Source organism: Devosia sp. CN2-171 (assembly GCF_049354815.1).
Lineage (GTDB): Bacteria > Pseudomonadota > Alphaproteobacteria > Rhizobiales > Devosiaceae > Devosia_A.
Window position 1 is genome coordinate 1084883 of record NZ_CP186479.1, and the last position, 18715, is coordinate 1103597.

The window sequence follows — 18715 nt, forward strand, 5'->3', positions numbered from 1 at the left end:
TGGGGATGCGTCGAACTCCGGGGACTGCCAAACATGGCCAAACTCAACCTCAAGCGCGCACTGCTCGGTGTGATGACCGCGCTGCTACTGCTGCCACAACCTTCCGTCAGCTATGGCGCCGCGGCGCGCATCAAGGACATCGTCAATATCGAAGGCGTGCGCGACAACCAGCTCGTCGGCTACGGCCTCGTGGTCGGCCTCAATGGCACCGGCGACGGGCTCAACAACTCGCCCTTCACCAAGCAGAGCCTCGTAGCGATGCTGGAACGGCTCGGCGTAAATACGCGCGGCGAGAACATGCGCACCGGCAATGTCGCGGCGGTGATCGTGACCGCGAACCTGACGGCCTTCGCTACGCAGGGCTCGCGCCTCGACGTCAACGTGGCCTCGCTTGGCGATGCCAAGAGCCTCCAGGGCGGCACGCTGCTCGTCACGCCGCTGCTCGGCGCCGACGGCGAAGTCTACGCGCTGGCCCAGGGGTCGGTGACCATCAACGGCTTTTCGGCGCAGGGCGACGCCGCCTCGGTGGTTTCGGGCGTGCCGACAACCGGCCGTATCTCCTCGGGCGGCCTGATCGAACGTGAGATCGGCTTCGTGCTGGGCGCGCAGCGCTCGCTGCGGCTCTCCCTCCGCAACCCCGATCTCACCACCTCGCGGCGCGTCGCGCTCGCCATCAACGACTTCATCGGCATCCCCTGCGCGACGCCCGAGGATCCAGCGACCATCCGGGTCAACCTGCCGCGCAATTTCAACGGCAACATCGTCGACCTGCTCACAGATATCGAGCAACTGGTCGTCGAGACCGACATCCCGGCCAAGATCATCATCGACGAGAATTCCGGCCTCATCGTCATGGGCAAGGATGTGCGGGTCTCCACCGTGGCTGTGGCCCAATCGAACCTCACCGTGACCATTGCCGAGAACCCGACCGTGGTTCAGCCCAATCCGCTCAGCCTCGGCGTCACGGCGGTCGAGCCGCGCACGGAGATCAACGTTGACGAAGCCGGCAGCAATCTCGCCATGGTGCGGGAATCGGTGAGCCTGCAGGAGCTGGTCGACGGGCTCAACGCGCTGGGCATCGCGCCGCGCGACCTGATCGCGATCCTCCAGGCCATCAAGGCGTCCGGCGCCCTGCAGGCCGAAATCGAGGTGCTGTGATGATCACCTCCTCATTCGCCCTCGCCGCTTACAGAAGCGACCCGCCGACCTCACTGTCCTCCGCCAAACTCGGGCAGCTTCGCGAGCAGGCCAAGGAGCTTGAGGGCGTTTTCCTCAACACCTTGATGAAGGAGATGTTTGCCTCGCTGAAGACCGACCAGAGCGCCTTTGGCGGCGGCTTCGGCGAAGAAACCTGGCGCGGCATGCAGGCCGAGCAGTTTGCCGATGCAATGGCTGAAGCCGGTGGCATCGGCATCGCCCAATCCATCCTTCCCGACCTTATCGCGGCACAGGAAGCCGCCCAGAACGCGACCAATGCACGAGGAGCGAAACAATGAACTCTGCCGCCGAACGCCTGGCTGCGATCGATTCCCTGCCCGCAGCGGAGCTTTGCCAGCTGGCATCGAGCACGCTCGAGAGCCTTGTGCTGATCCTCAACCAGGAAACGACCCTGCTCCGCGCCGGCCATGCCCGCGAGGCCGGTGAACTCTCGGCGGAAAAGACCCGGCTGGCGCAGGACTACATGGGCCTCGCCCGCTCGGTGCAGCGGCAGGCCAAGCGGCTCAAGGCCGAGGCGCCGGATGACGTGGATGCATTATTCGCCCGGCATGAGAAGCTGGCGATGCAGATGGCGGAGAACCTGCGCGTCATCGCCTCGGCCCGCGCCCTCACCGAGGACCTGCTGACCGACGTCGCCCAGGCCATCAGCGCCAAGGCGCGGCCGAAGACCTACGGCGCCAACGGCACGCTCACCGGCCAGCCCCCGCAAGCCGCGAGCGGCGTATCGATCAACCGCGCGCTCTAGCCAGTACAATTTTCCGAAAATCGTCGGCACCGCCGCAAGCGGGCCGAAAGGCTGAATCGGCATCCTCGCTCAAAAGGTGAAGGGAATGCCGGTCATGAGCGCCAGGATAGCGCCCGAACCGATACACTCGGGACTCGGAGCCATCGCGGACTATCGTTCGCGGTCGTTGCTTGGCGATTCCTATTCCGGACCGGAGCCCGACGCTCCGCCGCCACCCCCGGCACCTACGCCCATCTCCGAAACCCTGCCGCCGTTGCCGACACCGCCGGCGCCCCCGGGCTCGACCTTCGCCGCCGCCCTGCTCTCCGGACAGTTGCCGCCCAAGCCCAGGTCCGAGCGCGAAATGCTGCTCCGGCTGGGCAGCGCCGAACTACCCGCTCAGGGCTCGCTGGCGCTGCACGACCGGCGGGTCTAGCCGGCTCGATTCTGGCGGCGTCCGTTACGCCATTCACTAACCGCGACCATTACGGCACAACTGGGCAACTCCTGCCGAGTAGCGATATTCTCTATATATTTCCGTCGGTTACCGCCGACGATGCATGGAGGAAGAACACAAAATTAACTGCATCGGGAAGCGTCTCGTTAACCATTCCTAAGCCCCCGGCGGCTACGATCTTCGTCAATCTCAGAACGAGATTACGATCTTAGCCAGAAGGGATTCCACCCATGCCCGAAGTCAATTTGTCGAAGGCGGTTCGGTCGAACCTGTTGAGCCTTCAGTCCACCGCGGCCCAGATGGGCAAGACGCAGGAGCGTCTCGCCACCGGTCTCAAGGTGAATACTGCGCTCGATAACCCGACGAACTTCTTCACCGCCGCGTCGCTGAATAGTCGTGCGTCCGACATGGCAAACCTGCTGGACTCGATGTCCAACGGTATCAAGACGATCGAAGCGGCCGACAACGGCCTGACCTCGATCACCAAGACCGTTGAAGCAATGCAGTCGTCCCTGCGCCAGGCGCGCCAGGACAAGTCGTTCAAGACGATGTCGTACGCGCTCGACGCGACGACCATTGGCACCGCAGCGGTAAAGACGATCTCGTTCGAAGACGGGGCTGTCGGCGCCACGCCGATCAGCATCGACCTGAACACGATCAATGCGGCCGCCACGCCGGCCACTTCGACGGGTACCGTCGCTGTTGCCAACGACGCGGCCCTGCAGGCCCTGTCTGGCCCGATCACGCTGACCGCCGGTACCGACACGGTCACCTACACGATCGACGGTACGTCGACGATCGCCGGCCTCGAGTCTGCACTGAGCGCCAGCGGCTTCACCGCCGCGTTCGACGGCAGCGACAATCTGGTGATCACACGCGCTGACGGCGTGAACTTCACCGCCGCCGGTGCTGGTGCCACTGCCCTCGGCGTCGCTTCGTCCACCGACGGCGTCGCCGCCGTTACCGGCGCGGTCAAGACCGTCGATGCCCTGGTGCAGGAGATCAACTCCAACACCTCGCTCACCGGCAAGATCCGCGCCTCCAACGACAACGGCAAGCTTCGCATCGAGAACCTTTCGACCGAGAAGCTGACCGTGACCGGTATCGGCACGGACGGCGAAGTCGACGGCACCACCGGCACCAGCGAAGTTGACGAGAACACGGTTCGCAAGAACCTTGTCACTCAGTTCAACGACCTGCGCGACCAGCTCGACAAGTTTGCCGATGACGCTTCGTTCAACGGCATCAACCTGCTCCGTGGCGACAAGCTGAAGCTGACGTTCAACGAGACCGGCACTTCGACCATCGACATCCAGGCCAAGAACGAGGATGGCGATCCGATCGCCGTCAACAATTCGACCCTGGGCATCGACTTCGTGGTCAACTCCGACCTCGACAGCGACACCACCATCGACGCCAAGCTCTCGGTACTTTCGACGGCCCTCGGCAAGCTGCGCTCGCAGGCCTCGTCCTTCGGTTCGAACCTCTCGATCGTCGAGAACCGCACCGACTTCACCAAGAACATGATCAACACCCTCGAGACCGGTGCGGCGAACCTCACGCTAGCCGACACCAACGAGGAAGCGGCGAACCTGCTCGCCCTGCAGACCCGCCAGCAGCTGTCTTCGACGGCACTGTCGATGGCCTCGCAGGCCGACCAGGCCGTGCTCCGCCTGTTCTGATCTCCACACTCTAGGAATGCGAAAGGCGGGCTTCGGCCCGCCTTTTTTTGTTGCCCGCGGATCAGTGCGTACCAGTTCGACGCAGAGCACCTACCCTTCATTAACTTTGCTTCGAATGCGACGGGTAAAGTTCAATTCGCGAGTCGAACTTAAGACTTCTTTTGCCGATCCCAGCCAATCATCCGACCACGTCTCAGGAAGAGGCGGCAGTTAGTAATCGCGTACGGACCCAGAAAGGGCCTCCAAAATGGTTGATGTCAATCTGTCGAAAGCAGTTCGCTCGAACCTGCTGAGCCTGCAGTCCACCGCTGCTTCGATGGCAAAGACGCAGGAGCGTCTCGCCACCGGTCTCAAGGTGAACAGCGCGCTCGACAACCCCACCAACTTCTTCACCGCGTCGTCGCTGAACTCGCGCGCCTCGGATATGGCGAGCCTGCTCGACTCCATGTCCAACGGCATCAAGACCATCGAAGCCGCGGATAATGGCCTGTCGTCGATCACCAAGACCGTCGAGTCGATGCAGTCCACGCTCCGTCAGGCGCGCCAGGACAAGTCGTTCAAGACCTCGTCCTACACGGTCGATGCCGCCACGATCGGCACCGCTTCGGTGAAGACCCTGTCGTTCGAGGATGGCGCCGTCGGCACCACCGCCGTCAGCGTCGACCTGAACACGATCAACGCCGCGGCCACGCCGGCCACTTCGACGGGTACCGTCGCTGTTGCCAACGACGCGGCCCTCCAGGCCCTGTCTGGCCCGATCACGCTGACTGCCGGTACCGACACCGTCACCTACACGATCGACGGCACCTCGACCATTTCGGACCTCGAGACTGCGCTGAGCGCCAGCGGCTTCACCGCCGCGTTCGACGGCAGCGACAATCTGGTGATCAGCCGCGCTGATGGCGTGAACTTCACCGCCGCCGGTGCTGGTGCCACTGCCCTTGGCGTTGCCTCCTCCACCGACGGCGTCGCCGCCGTTACCGGTGCGGTCAAGACCACCGATGCCCTGGTGCAGGAAATCAACTCCAACACCTCGCTCGCCGGCAAGGTCCGTGCCTCCAACGATAGCGGCAAGCTTCGCATCGAGAACCTCTCGACCGAAGATCTGACCGTGACCGGCGTTGGCACCGACGGCGAAGTCGACGGCACCACCGGCGAAGCCACCATCGGCGGCAACGACGTGCGCAAGAACCTCGCCAAGCAGTTCAACGATCTGCGCGACCAGCTGGACAAGTTTGCCGATGACGCTTCGTTCAACGGCATCAACCTGCTCCGCGGCGACAAGCTGAAGCTGACGTTCAACGAGACTGGTACTTCGACCATCGACATCCAGGCCAAGGATTCCGACGGCGCCGCCACCTCGGTGAACAACTCCACCCTCGGCATCACGACCGCCGCGGACTCGGACTTCGACTCGGACGCTTCGATCGACGCTCGCCTCTCGACCCTCAGCGATGCCCTCGGCTCGCTGCGCTCGCAGTCGTCCTCGTTCGGTTCGAACCTGTCGATCGTGCAGAACCGCCAGGACTTCACCAAGAACATGATCAACACGCTGGAAACCGGCGCGGCGAACCTGACCTTGGCCGACACCAACGAAGAAGCGGCGAACCTCCTCGCCCTGCAGACCCGCCAGCAGCTGTCGTCGACAGCCCTGTCGATGGCCTCGCAGGCCGACCAGGCCGTGCTCCGCCTGTTCTAAGAAGTCGAATACAGACGATACGGAAAAGGCGGGCCTCGGCCCGCCTTCTTCATTGCCGATCAACTGTCTATCGCCCTCGAGTAACCGCTCGTTCACCCTTGTGGCTGCATAGTCCGCTTCGGACGCTATCCCAGAAAGGGGTAGCAGCAGACCAGAAGGTTTGTTGCAGTGACTGATATCAACCTGTCGAAGGCGGTTCGCTCGAACCTGCTTTCCCTCCAGTCGACTGCGGCCAGTATGGCCAAGACTCAGGAGCGCCTGGCAACGGGCCTCAAGGTCAATTCGGCGCTCGACAACCCGACCAATTTCTTCACCGCTGCATCCCTGAACAGCCGTGCCGGCGACATGAGCAACCTGCTCGACTCGATGGCTAGCGGCATCAAGACGATCGAAGCCGCGGACAACGGCCTCTCGTCGATCACCAAGACGGTCGAGTCGATGCAGTCGACGCTGCGTCAGGCTCGGCAGGACAAGTCGTTCAAGACGCAGAGTTTTACGGTCGACACAGCGGCGACCGGCAACGTTTCATTCTCCGGCGGCGCTGTAGGGGAATCGGCGGTGAATGTCGCCGTGGGATCAGGCTCGGGCGTTCAGTCCACGGTTGCCGCGAGTGCGGATTACCAGGCACCCGCCTCGGCAAATGGCCAGATCAGTTTTGTCTACGACCCAAACACCACGGCATTTAGTGGTGATGCCGTGATCTACCAATTTACCGTCGATGGCGCCGCCGAGGCGATGAGCATCATCGATAGCGATATCAGCGCAATTGGTGATCTCGATACCAGCATCGATGACATCGACGAGTTCGTCGCGGCCTTCAACTACGGTCGCGACACGAGCGGCTCGTCAGGATACACGGCGACGACCGACGGCACCAACATCATCATCTCGTCGGACACCACCGGCGCCAGCTCGACGATAGACGTTGTCTCGGCAGATGGGGACGCCGATATTGGCGGCAGCATAAACCACACGTTCGGCATCGCCGCCGGCACGGGGACCGCCGGCTCGACAACTGACCTGAGCAAGCAGGTGACAATCAGCAATGGTTCGGCGACTGCCACGATCACACTAACCTCCGCCAATGCCGGATCGGTCGCTACAGCGCGCAGCTACATCCAATCGCAGCTTACCGCCCAGGGCGTGACGGGCGTCACGGTAGGCGGTTCGGGCGGACGTATCGACCTCGCAGGGGCCGCCAATGGCTCGAACAGCATTACCGTGGGTGGCGCGGACGCCGATGACGTGTTCGGCGTGGCGCCGACGGTCACGGCAGGCACTTTCGCCGGTACCTATTCGGTCGACCAGCTTGTGCAGTCGATCAACACCAACACCGCCCTCACCGGCAAGCTCCGTGCCTCCAACGACAGCGGCAAGCTCCGGATCGAGAACCTGTCGACCGAGGAACTGACCGTGACCGGCGTCGGCACCGACGGCGAGATCGATGGGACCTCGGGTACCACGACCATCGGCGGCAACGACGTGCGGAAGAACCTCGTCAAGCAATTCAACGACCTGCGCGACCAGCTCGACAAGTTCGCCGATGACGCTTCGTTCAACGGCATCAACCTGCTGCGTGGCGACAAGCTGAAGCTCACCTTCAACGAGACCGGCACCTCGACCATCGACATCCAGGCGCGCGACGCCGATGGCGACGCGACTTCAGTCGATAACTCGACGCTCGGCATCACCGGTGCCGTGGATGCCGACTTCGACTCCGATGCGGATCTGGACGCCCGCCTCTCCACCCTCTCCGATGCGCTCGGCGAACTCCGCTCGCACGCCTCTTCCTTCGGCTCGAACCTGTCGATCGTGCAGAACCGGCAGGACTTCACCAAGAACATGATCAACACGCTCGAGACCGGTGCCGCTAACCTCACGCTCGCGGACACCAACGAGGAAGCGGCCAATTTACTGGCGCTGCAAACCCGGCAGCAGCTGAGCTCCACCGCCCTGTCCATGGCCTCGCAGGCCGACCAGGCCGTGCTCCGCCTGTTCTAGTCGGCACGGAGCGGACGGCGCGCTTTCGCACACGGCGGTAGCGTTTTGGGAAGGAGCGGCATGCAGTATGCTCCTCCCAGGAATCACGGGCCGAGCACACACAACATGTCCTTGAAGGTTGAACTCAAGCCGGGCGAACGGCTGATCGTCGGCAATTGCGTCATCACCAATTCCGACCAGCGCACGCGGCTGTTCATCGACGGCAAGGCGCCAATTCTGCGCGAGAAGGACATCCTGACCTTCGAAACCGCGGACAGCCCCGCCAAGCGCATCTACTTGGCTGTACAGCTCATGTACATTCATGAGGACGTGGAACGACTGACCAAAGACTACTTTCAACTGGTCAACGACATCATCACAGCAGCGCCATCAACCATCCGCATTGTTGACGAAATCAATAACGAGATATTAACCGGCAACCTGTACAAAGCTCTCAAGGCTGCGAAAAAGCTGATCCAGTACGAGCAGGAACTCCTCGGCAATGCAGAATAGTGCGGCGCTCGCCTACCAGCAGGTCGGCAAGCAGACGATCAACCCTCGGCTTCTCGAGGCGAACCTTCTTTCCCGTGCCGCCGGTCAGCTGCAGCGAGTCAGAGACGAATGGGACGTCTCCCGTCATGAACTGGGCTCTGCCCTCGCCTTCAACCGCAAGCTCTGGACCGTGTTCCTCGGCTCGGTCACCGGCGAGGAAAGCACCCTCCCCAAGCCCTTGCGCGAGAACATCGCCAATCTCGGCCTGTTCGTGATGAAGCAGACCATGACCGTCCAGGCCGAACCGGCCCCGGGCAAGCTCACGGTGCTGATCAACATCAACCGCGAAATCGCCGCCGGGCTGCGCGCCGGCCAGAGCTGAGCGCGAGACATTGGTGCGAATGAAGAAGCCCGCGGAGACGCGGGCTTTGTTGTTTGTGCTGACTGAGGCAGACGACCCCCTCCCGGCCTCCCCCATAAAGGGGGAGGTGAAGAGTCGACTTTGTGGCTGGATCAGGCCTGACGCACCGGCGGGGGCACCTCCCCCTTTATGGGGGAGGATGGGAGGGGGCCGTCGTTATCGATCGGTCCCTGACTGACCGCCCGCTACCTGATGTAGTTCACCAGCGACAGCTGGCTCAGCAGCGCGGTCGTCTGATAGCTCGCCTCGAGGCGGGTCTTGAGCGCCAGGATCTCCATGGCGGTCTGCTCGGTGGGCGCTTCCTCGATATCCTGCAGCATGTTGTTCAGCTGCGCCGAGTGCGTCGTATGCCGCTCGGAGATGGCGCCCGTGGTGCTCTGCGCGAGACCGAGTTCCACGGTGATCGCGGCGAGCGAGCCGGGATTGTTGTCCTTGGTGTCGGCAAGCCGCGTCGCATTGCGCTCCATCATCGAGGTGTAGCGGGCCTCGGAAGTGGGATCGGAATCCGGAAAATCCTGCACGGCGATCGCCGCCAGCGTCTGGATCAGGTTGGTGAAGCCCAGCTCGTTGGCCTGCACGCCGTAGCCGACGGTCGTCCCCTCGCCTACCCGCGCCGTCACCGTATTGCGCGGGTCGGCACTGTCCTCGCCGGTGTACCAGAACATGGTGTTGGCCGTGGTGCCGGCGATCGTACCGGTTGCCGTGTCGTAAGGCGGGCCGTCGACCCGCAGCACGGCGTCACCCTGGCCGTTGAAGAAATTCTCTGCCGCTGCGAAAGCCGATGCCGAGACCATCCCGGTCTCGGCCACGTCCTGCAGCGAATTGGTTAGCGCCGCCTGGAAATTGGCGGCGGTCGTGTCGGCGTCGGCGCCGATCTGGAACTCGCCGGCGCCCGGCGTGCCGGCCGTTGCGACGAGGATGACCTGCTCCTGCGTGCCGTCGGGCATGGTCAGGTTGACCTGCACCTTATCACCGGCGGTCGGCAGCGTCGCGCCGAACTGCACGGTCAGCGACTGCGGGCTGCCCGTGGGCGGGGTCACCGCGATATTGGCGGAGGTCGTGCTGACACCGGAGAGCTTCATGCCGAAGACGGTGTTCTCCTCGCTGAGCGTCACCGTATCGGTGGCGGCGATCACGCCGAGCCGGCCAAGGTGGCTGGTGCCGAGGTCGGCGAGCTTCCGCTCAGCGGCGACCTGCTTGAAGCCCGCCCGCGCCCCCACGCCGTTCATGATGTCCGAGGTCGTTGCCACGGGCTTGCTGTCGGTCTTGTTGCCGCCGAACATGTAGCGCCCGGCCACGTCGGTGTTGAGCAGCGTAAGCAGTTCGTCGAGCCGCGAACCCGCCAGAGTCGGCGCCGTCTGGAAGTTGATGCCAGAAGTGCCACCGCCGCCCGAGAGCGCCGCGGCGCGTGCGTCGGACTCGATGGTGTCGATGCGGCTCATCACCGAATCCAGCACTTCGAGCCGCAGGTTCACCGTCGAGATCGACTGCTGGTAGCCGTCCATGCGCGCCATGCGCTGGCGCAGCGCCAGATCGAAGTACCGGTCCGAGCCCATCTCGGCCAGCGTCGAGGCCTTCTCGCCGCTCGAGAGCTGGGTCTGCAGCTTGTCGTAACGCCCCTTCATCGCCGTGATGTTGGCGATGCCGTTGGACAGCGGGAACATGGTCTTGCCGATCGATGTCATCGTAGCGCGTCCTAGAGCTGCATCAGGGCGTCCATGAGCTCCTGCACAACGGACATAACGCGCGCATTGGCGGCGAAGGCGTTCTGCAGTTCCATGAGACGGGCCATTTCCTCGTCGACATCGACGCCGTACTCGCTGTCGAGCCGCTGGGTCAGGGCGTCGAGCGTCATCTGCTGGGTCTCGTTGTTCGAGATGGCAGCTTCGGCGACGTTGCCCTGGTAGTTGAGCGTCTGCGAAATCATGTCGGCGACCGTGCCGCCGAGGCGGGAGCTGGCATTGGTCGCGCCGCTCCCCTGCCCGCCGGCGAAGCGCATGTCGTCGAGATTGGAGATCAGCTGGTTCAGCCGGTCCTGGTCGCCCAGCGGCGTCGTGCCGGTGTGCTGCACCAGCAGCTTGTTATCGGCGACGATCGCCGAGTTGACGCTGATGCGGCTTGCAAAGCCAAGCTTCTGGCCAACGCCGTCGAGGTTGTTGGTGAAGTCGGCATTGTTGGTATCAACGAACAGCGAGAAACCGAGCGTGCCGTTCTGGAGACCCGACGACGTAGTGCGGGTCGAGAGCGACAGCATGTCGGTCGTGCCGGCCGCGCCGTCGTCCATCACCCGGATCGTCGTGCCCGAGGGGTTGGCGATGTTGAACCCACCGCCCATCCGTTGCTGCAGCTGCGCCGCCACCGACGCCGTGCCACCCGAGAAATCGAGACCGATCACCCGCGCGCCGTTGGCGTCGACATAGTCGAGCGGCAGCTTCGATGTGTCGTCGACCCGCAGCACGCGAACGGTGCGCTCGGCGCCGCCCTGCAGGTACTTGAAGGTGAACTCGTTGCCGTTGCGGACATCCGCCAGGTCGACCTCGTAGCCATTAGCCGGCCCGACGGTCACCTGCGTGCCCTGCGCGACATTGGTCGACATCGCCTGCGCCACGGAGGCGGCGATCTCGTCGAGCTGGTCCTGCGCCTGCACCAGCTGCTGGTCGCGCAGCTGGACGAGACCCGCGAGCTCGCCCGACTGCAGGACGTTCTGCTTGACGAGGTCGATCTCGAGCCCTGCCGGCGTCATGATGCTGAGCTTGCCGACGCCGCTCACCGCATCGTTCGGGCTGAAGCGCGAGGCCGCCGACAGCGCGCCGGCACTCTCGTATTGGAACACCGAGGCCTTGACGTCGAGGATGCCGACACCCGACCGGGTCATCAGCGCCACCGTGCCGTCGCTGCGATAGGTGACGTTCAGATCCATCTGCGTCGACAGGTCGTCGACCAGCCGGTCGCGCTGGTCCATCAGCGTTGCGCGCGAGGTCGGGTCGATGCCCTGGTCGGCGAGCCGGAGGTTCACCTTTTCCAGCGATTGCAGCTGGTTGTTGATCGAGTCGACGCTGTTGGAGAGCTTGGCCTCGATCTCCTGGCGCAGCGACTGGATGTCCGAACTCAGCCGGTTCAGCGTGCCGGTCAGCGCCTGGGCCTTCTGTATGAAGTCGGCGCGGTTGGCATAGCTGTCGGGGCTCGTCGCCACCGCCGCGAGCGAGCTCTCGAAGGCGTTGTAGGCACTGTCGATCGAGCCGACCGTACCCGGCTTGCCGAACAGTACCTGGACGCGGTCGAGGAAGCTCGCCTGCACGCTGGTGAAACCGGACTCCGCGGTGGTGCGGGTGTAGTGGGCCTGGAGGCTGGTATTGAAGGCGCGGGTGAGCTGGCCTTCGCGGGCATAGGTCGAGTTGACGCCCAGCGAGTCGATGACGCTGGTCGAACGCCGGTGATAGCCGGGGGTACCGGCGTTCGCGACGTTGTTCGACAGCGTATCGAGCGCGTTCTGTCCGACACGCATGCCGGAGAGCGCACTGCTGAGGGTAACGGAGAGCCCCATGCCATCCTGCTCCAGTTGAGTTCTCTCCGGCGCGAGGATCGCCCGCGCCGGAGGGATTCAGGTCCGCATCAGCGGATCATGTTGAGCGATTCCTGCAGCATCTGGTCGGCTGCCGAGACGATGCGGGTGCCGGCGGCGTAGGCCTGCTGCGTGACGATGAGCTTGGTGAACTCTTCCGAGATATCCGTGTTCGAGGCTTCCACCGCCGAACCGATGACGCCATCGGTATCGAGCAACGGCTCGCCCGATTCCGAGGTCGCCGCGAACACGCCGCCGTCCATGCGCTTCAGCGCATTCACTGCGTTGAAGTTGGCGGTGACCACCTGGGCGACTTCGAGCTGCTGGCCATTGGTGTAGGAGACGACCACGCGGCCGTTGTCGTTCACCGACACCGAGACGAACTCGCCGGCGGCGTAGCCGTTCTGGGTCAGCCGCGTCACCTCGGCATTGCCGTTGGGATCGGAGAACTGGGTCAGGCCCGTGGCGCCGTGCTGCAGGCGCAGGTCGCCGATGGTCACGCCGTTGACGGTGAGGCCTGGCAGGTCGGTGTATTCGACCGCCGGATTGGGCGAGCCGTCGGGCCCGAACGTGTAATCGCCGCCGACGCGGGTCCATTCGGTGCCGGAGCCCGTCGCCTCGGAATTGGTCAGGATAAACAGGTTCCAGCGCTCGGCGCCGCCATTTGCGGTCGAGTTTACCTTGGCCCAGCGCATCTGCACGTTGGCCGGCGCACCGTTGCCGGCATAGACCGTGACCGCGCCACCCGAGATCGACTGCGAGATGAACGTATCGGCCTTGTCGGCGCTGATCGTGTCGACGCGCTGCTGCAGCGCCAGGGCCTGCGAGACGGTGGGGTTGTAGGTACCGTCGGCGAGGCCGAAGCCGAGCGACGAGGTACCCGTCGTACCGTCGGTAATCTGGATCACGTCGTCGGCGTCGGCACCGGTGACGGTGATGTTGCCGCCGGACAGCGCAACTGTCGTGCCCGCCGGCAGCGCGGCTTGGATGGCGGCGAGCAGGCCGGTGACCGTGTCGGTCGGCGCGACCGTGACGTCGATATCGGTGCCCGTCGTGCCGCTGCCTTCGTTGAAGGTGAAGTTCACCGGCGTGCCGTTGACCGAGATCGTCAGCGTATCGAGGTCGCTGGCGATGGTAGTGGCGGCAGCGGCCCCTGTCGCCGCAGAGCCTGTCGTCGTGGCCGGCGTATTCGGCGTGATGGTGAGGAAGTCCTGGGCCCGCAGCAGCTCGCTGCCTGCTACACCGGACGCCTGGTAGGCCGCCGTCTTGGGCAGCTGCGGCAGGTTCAGCTCGTAGTTGATCGAGCTCGTCTGCTCGGCGGGGAGGAAGGCGCTGGACACTTTCAGCACCTGCGGCACCGAGCTCGAGATGTTCTGCGTCGCCGGATCGATCGGCAGGCCCTTGAGGTAGTAGCCGGAGCCGTTGACGAGGTAGCCGTTCTTGTCGAGCTCGAAGTCGCCGCGACGCGTGTAGTAGTTGGCGCCGGAGAACAGGGTATCGCCGTCCGACATGCCGATGGCCGGCTCGACGACGAAGAAACCATTGCCGTTGATGGCCATGTTGGTTTCGGTCGAGGTGCCCTTGATGTCGCCCTGGATGTTGTTGGTCGAGCGCGAGTAGGCGAGCACCGAACCCGCGGTCTGCCGCTTCTGCGCGGCATCGGGGATCATGTCGACGAAGTCGGTGTCGATGCGCTTGAAGCCGGTGGTCTGGCTGTTGGCGATGTTGCCCGAGATGTTCTCAAGCGCGAAGGATTGGGCGCGAAGCCCAGTTACTGCGGTCGAAAGAGCGCCGTAGATGCCCATGTTATGCTCCAGTACCCCCAATCGGCGTGCGGACACGCGGGTTCAGGTGAAGCAATGCAAGGGCAATGCCAGATCGTCATAGCGTTGATTTTGCTATGTTTTCCGACCGGCTGGTAACGCTTGTGGCGACAAAGCGGCAAAACAAGCCGGGCACCACGGCAGGTTTTGCCGGGTTCCGATGAGCCTCAGTCCGCGATCGCGCGGGCAATCTGTTCGGGGCTGGCCTTGAAGAGCTCAACGGGGAACCGCTCATATACGTACCGGGCGTCGTTTTTGGGCGCCAAATCGATATCGGGGCACTGGAGCGGATTGAGAAAGCCCAGTTGCGGCTGGTAAATGACCCGCGCCGTCTCCGACAGCCAGGCCGCGAGCCAGGCGAACGTGCTCACCGACAGAGCGATATTGGTGGCGTTGCGCAGCGTCTGGAAGTCGTCGAGCCAGTGATTGCCCGCGAGGAACCGGGCGTTCGGGAACGCTTTGCGGAAGGCGTCCGAGTAGTAGCTCGGCTGCGTCTGGCCAATGACGACCGGTTTCAGGCCGGTGCGTTCGACGATGCGCCGATAGTACGAGACCGGCGTGAGGTTGTAGTGGACGTTCGGGCCGCGCAAGACGTCGCCGGCCCGTACGTGGATGACCAGTTCGTCCTCGTGGGTTTCCTGCCCGCCGGCGATCGCCTGGAACCTCGCGCCGAACTGCTGCCGGTGCGCCTCGAAATACTCCAGCCGCTGAGCGTAGCAACCAAGATAGGCGCCCTCTATCCCCGGACGATTGATGGCTTCGATCAGCGCGGGGATGTGGAACGCGTTGCCATTCTCCAGCTTCACTGCCGGGCTCGGCCCGTCGTCGGCAAGAACGATCCCCCATTCCGGCATGCCGGCGCCGACGATCACCCAGTCAGGATTGGACCGGCGCAGATGTTCAGCGAACATGTAGCGGAACATCAGGTTCCCCACATTAGCCCGCTCCAGATAGAGCTTTTTCCTCACCGGCGCCCCCGACAGCCCTGCCTTACCTGGCGCGTGCAGTCATTCTAGCCGCTCACCGGGTGCTGTGAACTATATATGTCCGCAGCGAGGAAGCGACGTCCAATACCGCACGGCCGGATACTTGTGACCCTGACACCGGACGTACGGGGAGCACTGTCATTCTGGTTCTGGCGGGATGCGGTCAAGCGGGCTCGTCGCTGGCTAGGCCAGCGGGCAGCGAACTCACCTCAGCTCAGCAGTTGCAGCGTGTAGAACAGCCCCATGAACGGCATGACCACTCCCCAGACGAACATGGCAATGCCGAGCGCAGCGAAGCCGAGGCCGATGGCTGCCTTTCGCAAGACAGCTGTCATCGAGACTTGCCTGTGGCTGGGTAAGGTCGCATAGGGTGTTTGCACGGCTCACCTCTGGCGTTTGGGTGGAGCGGGCGCTACCCCGGGGCATCAACGCGCTCCGGCGATCGGTTAGGGGGAAGAGGTCCAATCGCCTCTGGACCCTACGGGCAGTGGATAGCCGCCTCAATACGGCCCTAAGTCCCCAAACTTGACGTGAAAGCGCCACACTAACACACGAAAGTTGCGACGCCCCGAGCCCAAGTAATTTCGATGGCGGTCGGGCAATAACGTGAAGCGACGGCGGCCGTTGGCCTCGATCACGCTCGGCAATGAGCTGTTCGAGGCGGTTTTCTTACAAGGGCAAAGAGTGCGCGTCTCGGAGAGGTTGGAAGCGAGCAGCACTGTGATGTCCTGACCATTGGAGGAGTGGTAGAGATGGCAGCGACAACAAAAGAAGTAGCTCGACACGTATTGCACAGGCTGGGTCTGGTCGGGTTTCTCGAAACAGTATCCGGCAGAAACAAGGCCTATTTGGCCCACGACAACGTGGCCGATCGGTTTTCTCACATCTATCGGGATGCGGTCTGGCGCCGAGGGAAAATCGACGTTCCGCTCTCCGGCGAGGGATCGTCGCTCGAGGCGACCGAGATCCTCCGCGCGGAACTGCCGCGCTTGCTTAAGCGCCTCGGCGCGAGGAGCATGCTGGACCTTGGCTGCGGTGACTTCACCTGGATGTCCGAGGTCGACCTGCGCGGCATTCAGTACTTTGGTGCCGACATCGTCCCCGATGTCATCGCGAGGAACCAGAGCCGGTTCGATACCGCCGAGAGAACCTTCATCGTCGCCAACGGGATCGTCGATGATCTCCCGTCCGCTGACGTCGTCCTTTGCCGAGAGGTTCTGTTCCACCTTTCTTTCGCTGATGCGAAGAGCCTGCTTCGCAAGGCCCTCGCGACGGGCGCACAGCACTTTCTGCTGACGACCGACAGCATGACGCGGGTCAATTCGGACATCCGAACCGGCGACTTCCGCGTGCTCAACCTCACGGCCGGTCCATTCAGGTTACCCGAACCGTCGGTCTCTATCGAGGAAAGCCAAAGCCTCTCAGGCCGCACGCTGGGGCTTTGGCCTTCCGAGGACGTAAGGCGGGCAATGGGCTAGTCGCCGGGCTCACCAGGGCAGACCACGCAGGTCTATTGTCCCCGCCGTCGGGGCGGCGTCGCGAAAGGGCCGGACCAGGGTCGGCATGACCCCATATGTTCCGGTCACCCCTCGCTGCTCGGCGATGACGGTTCCGCCGAAAGGGGTCCAGCCCAGGCTTCCGTAGAAGCCAAAGTTCCCGGGCTCGCAAAAGAGCAGGCCGAAGGCCGCTCCCCCGTTGGTTATCACCTCGTGCGCGGCGGCCATCGCGGCACTGCCGAACCCCTTGCGACGCGCAGCCGGCAGCGTCATCACTCCCCCAATGCCGGCGACATTAGTCTCCCTGTCGTCTACTGTTGCCCGGCGGAAGAGTATCCCCGCGGCGGCGACAAGGGTGGCGCCGTTGTAAACCAGTACGCGTCGGGTTGCGCGCGCCGACACGACGTTCCGCCAAACGACAGTTGCCAACACTTCGGGCGGATAGACGGCAGCCACCAGCGGCGCAACATCGGGGCGACTCTCCACTGCATCGCGGACTTCAATTCTCATCGTGGCACCGGCTGTTGCGAGGATCTGAACTTACCGCTTGGCTCCACGGCCGTTGTGGTCTTCTGGCGGCGGCCACAGACGTGTGCCATGGTGGACGTCAGCAAAGGGGCCAATAGAGCCATGGGGGCTGAGCAAAACATCAACAGACCGCTGCTCGCTGCGGTGGCTGCGACTTCCCTTGCCGCCGTTCTATTTGTTGCTCTGCTCAATATCGGTGTGGGCCAAAGCTGGGACTCCAATTTCTACCTGCTGTTCTCCCAGCAGATCAGGCTGAACGGAAGCACCTCTCTGGGCGAAGGGTTGTACGCGCCCGCCTATCCGGTAACCCTGGCACTGCTGACCATCGCCGGGTTGAGTACAGAGGCAGCGATGACCCTGGTCAACGCTGCGGCGGTGGGCGCTATATTCCTGGCAGGGTGGCGGGTGATCCCGACATCGCCTCCCCTTACCCGCATGCTTCTGGGTGTAGTGGCGGTCGGTGTTGCCCTGACCTCGGAGAGCTTCTTCTTCGCCTGGTCCGAGCCTCTTTTCACCGCGATACTGGCGCTGGCCGTATCGGAGGCTGTGCGATGCTTCGACGGCAGGAACGTCTCACCCACGCTGTTGGCCCTCCTGTTGGTGCTGCCCCTGTCGAGGTATATCGGCATCGTGTCATCAGTCGCACTTCTCGGCGTGATGGCGATGCGCTTCTACCCGACGACCGCGCGCCCAGAGAACGGACGAATGATGCTCCGGGTTCTGGTAGCGGTAATCGTGGCCGTTGTGCCATTGATTGCGGTCGGGGTCTGGAACCACCTGTCGTATGGGTGTGCGTTGGGCTGCCGGGTTCCATCGGAAACCAGCGCGGCTGAAAACGTGGTGCTGCTCGGCCGGGCGCTCTGGCGCGACAGGCTTGTGCTGGCGCCGATCGCTATTTCAATAGTCGCGCTGGCAGTTGTTGCGCGACGAGACCACGCGAGGCTGGTGGTCGCGCTGATACCCGTCGCTGTCGCCGGTCTCTCGTTCGCCGCGCAGGTAGCGTCCTCATCCCTTGTGTCGATTGACCCGATCGATGGTCGCTTCGTTTCTCCGTACTACCCACTTCTGGTGTTGAGCCTCGCGGCGCTGATCGGGGGGATGGGTGATCGCCTTCGCATCATCAACGCCTTGCTTTCGTTGCTTATTGTCTGCCAGTTCGCGGTAGCCGGTAACAGGCTGGCCGACATGTTGACGCGAACCTCCGACACCGGTTCGATAACCGATGTTGGCTACAAGCTGACGCCCGCTTTCGCCCAGGTCAGAGAGCGCACACATGCCAACAGTGTTGTCTCCTTCTTTCCGGAGACTGAGGGGTATGGCAACCTGTCCGCGTATCTGCTGCTCAACTCAGCCTATTGGGAGCAATGTCGGCCGACCGCGCTAAGCGATGACGCGAATGAGGCGAGAGTTGAGTTGAGTTGTGCTGATGGCCGCCTGCGCAACGGACTGGCGATGAGTGTCCCCCGGGACCTTCCCGACGATGCCGAGATCCTCTTCGTCGACAAGGCACGGCTTGACGGTTCCTCAGCGCCCGCCGTGAAGGAAATGGCCTCGCGGCGGGTGCTCGAGGTTGTGTTTGAGACTGAAGCTTTCACCCTCTATGCGGGCGCCCCATAGCGAAAGCGTCCGCCGGCTGCTCCGCCGCAG

General features: G+C 63.4%; 17 protein-coding genes. 11 read left to right on the forward strand and 6 right to left on the reverse strand.

Annotated features, from left to right (window positions below):
- The first annotated feature begins 33 nt into the window (after positions 1 to 33).
- From ACOYW5_RS05520 to flaF, 9 genes are all read left to right on the forward strand, one after another.
- The gene (locus tag ACOYW5_RS05520; protein ID WP_423068251.1) at positions 34 to 1158 is read left to right on the forward strand and encodes a flagellar basal body P-ring protein FlgI; all 1125 of its coding nucleotides are present in this window, start codon (positions 34 to 36) and stop codon (positions 1156 to 1158) included.
- Complete coding sequence (locus tag ACOYW5_RS05525) at positions 1158 to 1496, forward strand: rod-binding protein (protein ID WP_423069409.1); 339 nt, start codon at positions 1158 to 1160, stop codon at positions 1494 to 1496. The genes ACOYW5_RS05520 and ACOYW5_RS05525 overlap by 1 nt, the downstream gene beginning before the upstream one ends.
- Positions 1493 to 1963 (forward strand): hypothetical protein, encoded by a 471-nt coding sequence (locus tag ACOYW5_RS05530; RefSeq protein WP_423068252.1) that lies wholly within the window; start codon positions 1493 to 1495, stop codon positions 1961 to 1963. The genes ACOYW5_RS05525 and ACOYW5_RS05530 overlap by 4 nt, the downstream gene beginning before the upstream one ends.
- A gap of 94 nt (positions 1964 to 2057) precedes the next feature.
- Entirely contained in the window at positions 2058 to 2378 is a 321-nt protein-coding gene (locus tag ACOYW5_RS05535; RefSeq protein WP_423068253.1) for a hypothetical protein, read from the forward strand.
- A 251-nt stretch (positions 2379 to 2629) separates the two neighbouring features.
- A complete protein-coding gene (locus ACOYW5_RS05540; RefSeq protein ID WP_423068254.1) occupies positions 2630 to 4081 on the forward strand; it encodes a flagellin in 1452 nt (483 codons plus the stop codon).
- A 247-nt stretch (positions 4082 to 4328) separates the two neighbouring features.
- Positions 4329 to 5780, forward strand: coding sequence for a flagellin (locus tag ACOYW5_RS05545; RefSeq protein WP_423068255.1), 1452 nt, complete (start codon positions 4329 to 4331; stop codon positions 5778 to 5780).
- Positions 5781 to 5948: 168 nt separating this feature from the next.
- Positions 5949 to 7781, forward strand: a complete 1833-nt coding sequence (locus ACOYW5_RS05550) for a flagellin (RefSeq protein ID WP_423068256.1) — start codon at positions 5949 to 5951, stop codon at positions 7779 to 7781.
- Positions 7782 to 7886: 105 nt separating this feature from the next.
- On the forward strand, positions 7887 to 8273 hold the full coding sequence (gene flbT / locus ACOYW5_RS05555; RefSeq protein WP_423068257.1) for a flagellar biosynthesis repressor FlbT: 387 nt from the start codon (positions 7887 to 7889) through the stop codon (positions 8271 to 8273).
- Positions 8263 to 8634, forward strand: coding sequence for a flagellar biosynthesis regulator FlaF (gene flaF / locus ACOYW5_RS05560; protein WP_423068258.1), 372 nt, complete (start codon positions 8263 to 8265; stop codon positions 8632 to 8634). Before flbT ends, flaF begins: the two co-directional genes overlap by 11 nt.
- A gap of 224 nt (positions 8635 to 8858) precedes the next feature.
- Here the strand turns inward: flaF and ACOYW5_RS05565 are convergent, their stop codons facing one another.
- From ACOYW5_RS05565 to ACOYW5_RS05585, 5 genes are all read right to left on the reverse strand, one after another.
- A complete protein-coding gene (locus ACOYW5_RS05565) occupies positions 8859 to 10358 on the reverse strand; it encodes a hypothetical protein (RefSeq protein WP_423068259.1) in 1500 nt (499 codons plus the stop codon).
- A gap of 11 nt (positions 10359 to 10369) precedes the next feature.
- Positions 10370 to 12217, reverse strand: coding sequence for a flagellar hook-associated protein FlgK (gene flgK / locus ACOYW5_RS05570; RefSeq protein ID WP_423068260.1), 1848 nt, complete (start codon positions 12215 to 12217; stop codon positions 10370 to 10372).
- A 68-nt stretch (positions 12218 to 12285) separates the two neighbouring features.
- Positions 12286 to 14040 (reverse strand): flagellar hook protein FlgE, encoded by a 1755-nt coding sequence (locus tag ACOYW5_RS05575; protein WP_423068261.1) that lies wholly within the window; start codon positions 14038 to 14040, stop codon positions 12286 to 12288.
- A gap of 185 nt (positions 14041 to 14225) precedes the next feature.
- Positions 14226 to 14993, reverse strand: coding sequence for a hypothetical protein (locus ACOYW5_RS05580; protein ID WP_423068262.1), 768 nt, complete (start codon positions 14991 to 14993; stop codon positions 14226 to 14228).
- Positions 14994 to 15253: 260 nt separating this feature from the next.
- Positions 15254 to 15379, reverse strand: coding sequence for a hypothetical protein (locus ACOYW5_RS05585; RefSeq protein WP_423068263.1), 126 nt, complete (start codon positions 15377 to 15379; stop codon positions 15254 to 15256).
- 417 nt (positions 15380 to 15796) lie between these two features.
- On the opposite strand from ACOYW5_RS05585, the gene ACOYW5_RS05590 reads away from it, so the two are divergent.
- Positions 15797 to 16522 carry a class I SAM-dependent methyltransferase gene (locus ACOYW5_RS05590; protein ID WP_423068264.1) on the forward strand — a complete coding sequence of 242 codons (726 nt, stop codon included), beginning with the start codon at positions 15797 to 15799 and terminating at the stop codon, positions 16520 to 16522.
- Positions 16523 to 16531: 9 nt separating this feature from the next.
- On the opposite strand, the gene ACOYW5_RS05595 is transcribed toward ACOYW5_RS05590, so the two are convergent.
- Positions 16532 to 17050, reverse strand: a complete 519-nt coding sequence (locus ACOYW5_RS05595) for a GNAT family N-acetyltransferase (protein WP_423068265.1) — start codon at positions 17048 to 17050, stop codon at positions 16532 to 16534.
- Positions 17051 to 17137: 87 nt separating this feature from the next.
- Here ACOYW5_RS05595 and ACOYW5_RS05600 point away from each other — a divergent pair, with 87 nt between their 5' ends.
- Positions 17138 to 18685: a hypothetical protein gene (locus ACOYW5_RS05600; RefSeq protein WP_423068266.1), complete on the forward strand. Its 1548-nt coding sequence runs from the start codon at positions 17138 to 17140 to the stop codon at positions 18683 to 18685.
- Positions 18686 to 18715: the final 30 nt, after the last annotated feature.